This window comes from Streptomyces sp. NPDC101393 (genome assembly GCF_044767385.1).
Taxonomy (GTDB): domain Bacteria; phylum Actinomycetota; class Actinomycetes; order Streptomycetales; family Streptomycetaceae; genus Streptomyces.
Window position 1 is genome coordinate 1 of sequence record NZ_JBIWNU010000023.1, and the last position, 2,609, is coordinate 2,609.

Below are 2,609 nucleotides of genomic sequence, written 5' to 3' on the forward strand. Positions count from 1 at the left end.
GGGGGGGGGGGGGGCGGGGGGGGCCCCCGGGGGGGGGGGGGGGGGGGGCGCCCCCCCCCCCCCCCCCCCCCCCCCCCCCCCCCCCCCCCCCCCCCCCCCCCCCCCCCCCCCCCCCCCCCCCCCACCACCCACACACCCCAACCGGCCCCCGGCAAACCCCGGCCACGCCGCCCCCCCTCACGCCGGCGGCGCGAACCCCGTACGCGACGACGCCCCACCCGCGGCCCCGCCATCCCCCTGGACAGGCCCCGCCCCACCGCCGAAGACCGCGCCCCCACCGGCCACCGGCTCACCCGACGGCGACGCCCACGCCCCACCGGCCCGCGAACCGCCACCGGCAACCGCCTCGGGCCCTGCCACCGCATCCCCCGCCACGACGACAGGCACCGCCGACGCCGCCTCCCACGCCCGCCGCGCCTCCCGGCCCTGCCGTTCCCCCATTACCGCGGCCAAATACAAGGCCGGATGCACCCCCGCCGGCCCCGGAACCCCGGTGAAGCCCCGCAGATCCTCCGCCAGCCGTCCCGCCATGGCCCCACCGGCCTGAGGATCCAGCTGCCCCGTTCGCGACAGGTACTGCCGCACCGTCAGCCACCACCCGTCCGGCACCTGCGAAAGATCCAGCGCAGCGAGCTCGGCCGCCAGCCACGGCGGCGGAGGAGGCAGCTCCATCCCCGCCTCGGCCACAGGCACCCGCTCCCGTATGACCAGCGTCCCCGCGAACACGTCCCCGATCCGCCTGCCCCGCGCCGAGACCAGCGAGGCGATGGAGGCCACGACCCCCATCGTCAGCACGATCTCGATCGCACCCATCGCCCCGCGCACCAACGCATGCCGGAACCGGATCGGCCCGCCGTCCTCCCGCACCACCCGCAGCCCACAGATCACCTTGCCCAGCGACCGCCCGTGGCTGAGCGTCTCGATCACGATCGGGATCCCGACCTGTACGAGGACGAACGTCGCCACCGACACCGCCGCCGTCGCCGCACTGTCCATCGAGGACGTCGCGCTCACCAGCAGCACCGACACCGTGAGGTAGACCCCCCAGCTGATGGCCAGATCGACCAGCATCGACAGTGCCCGGCTCGGCAGCCTGGCCGGCCGTAGCCCCAACACCACCGCTTCACCCGTGACGAGCTCACTCACCCGCGCCCACTCCCTTTCGGTCCCCGAAGCCCTGCCCACCCCACGCCGGGCCCGCCCAGTCTGCCAAGCTGACCCGGCCACGGCCCCGGCAACCACCCCACGGCGCTGCGAGGAGCGACACCGAATGGACCTCGATGTCTTCGTTACGGCGCACCGCGCCGAATGGGACCGCCTCGAAACCCTGCTGCGCCGCAGACGCCGCCTCACGGGAGCCGAAGCGGACGAACTGGTGGCCCTCTACCAACGCACCACCACCCACCTTTCCCTGCTCCGCTCCAGCGCCCCCGACCCAGCACTGACCGGCCGGCTGACCTCCTTGGTGGCCCGCGCCCGCAGTACGGTCACCGGCGCCCGCAAGGCCTCCTGGCGTGACGCGGCCCGCTTCTTCACCACGTCGTTCCCGGCAGCGGTCTACCGCCTGCGCCACTGGTGGATACCCACCGCGGTTCTCTCCATAGCGGTGGCCGCGCTCATCGGCTGGTGGATCGCCGCCCATCCGGAGGTCCAGGCGAGCATCGGGGCTCCCGAGGACCTCCGTGACATGACGCGCCCCGGTGGCCAGTACGAGACGTATTACTCCAGCCACCCTGCCGCGTCCTTCGCCGCCCAGGTATGGACGAACAACGCGCAGGCAGTGGCTCTCTGCCTGGTCCTCGGCGCCTTCGCCGGCATCCCCGTCCTGTGGGTCCTCGCCCAGAACATGCTCAACCTGGGCTTCGGCATCGGCCTGATGTCCTCAGCGGGACGCCTCGACACCTTCCTCGGACTGATCCTTCCGCACGGCCTCCTCGAACTGACCGCCGTCTTCGTCGCCGCCGGCATCGGCCTGCGTCTCGGCTGGACCCTCATCGACCCCGGCCCGCGCACCCGCCGCACGGCCCTCGCCGAGGAGGGCCGCTCTGCCCTGGGCGTCGCCATCGGACTCGCTGCCGTCCTCTTCGTGTCCGGCGCCATCGAAGGCTTCGTCACCCCCTCCGGCCTGCCCACCTGGGCCCGCATCGGCATCGGCATCGCCGCCGAACTGGCCTTCCTCTTGTACGTCTACGTCCTGGGCGGCCGCGCCGTTCGTGCGGGAGAGACCGGCGACGTGGAAGCCACCGACCGCCCGGCCACCGTGCCCACCGCTGCCTGATGTGCATCAGACCCCGTTGAGCTGCTAATCTCCTGATCTCCCCAAGAAACCCATTGACACGGGCGCCCTGGGGAGGTAGATTCGAACGGTTGCAACGAACTGGACATGGTCCGGTCGCAACGGTTAGTCTCTTCTCCGCTTCGGCCGTGAATTCAATTCGGCGAGGCGCATCCGACTCTCTTACCGGAAGCCCCGGTCGATTAATTCGACCGAAGAACTTCTGATAAAGTCGGAAACAGCCGAAAGGCAAAACCCCTCCGACGGGTAATCGGAACTGAATTCGAGCCGGAAACGGACCGAATCGGATCTGATAGAGTCGGAAAGGCCGGAA

2 protein-coding genes are annotated in these 2,609 nt (G+C 71.6%); one reads left to right on the forward strand and one right to left on the reverse strand.

What is annotated here, in order from left to right:
- Positions 1-177: 177 nt before the first annotated feature.
- On the reverse strand, positions 178-1,146 hold the full coding sequence (locus ACIRQ7_RS36445; RefSeq protein ID WP_404266805.1) for an RDD family protein: 969 nt from the start codon (positions 1,144-1,146) through the stop codon (positions 178-180).
- Positions 1,147-1,270: 124 nt separating this feature from the next.
- Here ACIRQ7_RS36445 and ACIRQ7_RS36450 point away from each other — a divergent pair, with 124 nt between their 5' ends.
- Positions 1,271-2,278, forward strand: coding sequence for a stage II sporulation protein M (locus tag ACIRQ7_RS36450; protein WP_404266806.1), 1,008 nt, complete (start codon positions 1,271-1,273; stop codon positions 2,276-2,278).
- Positions 2,279-2,609: the final 331 nt, after the last annotated feature.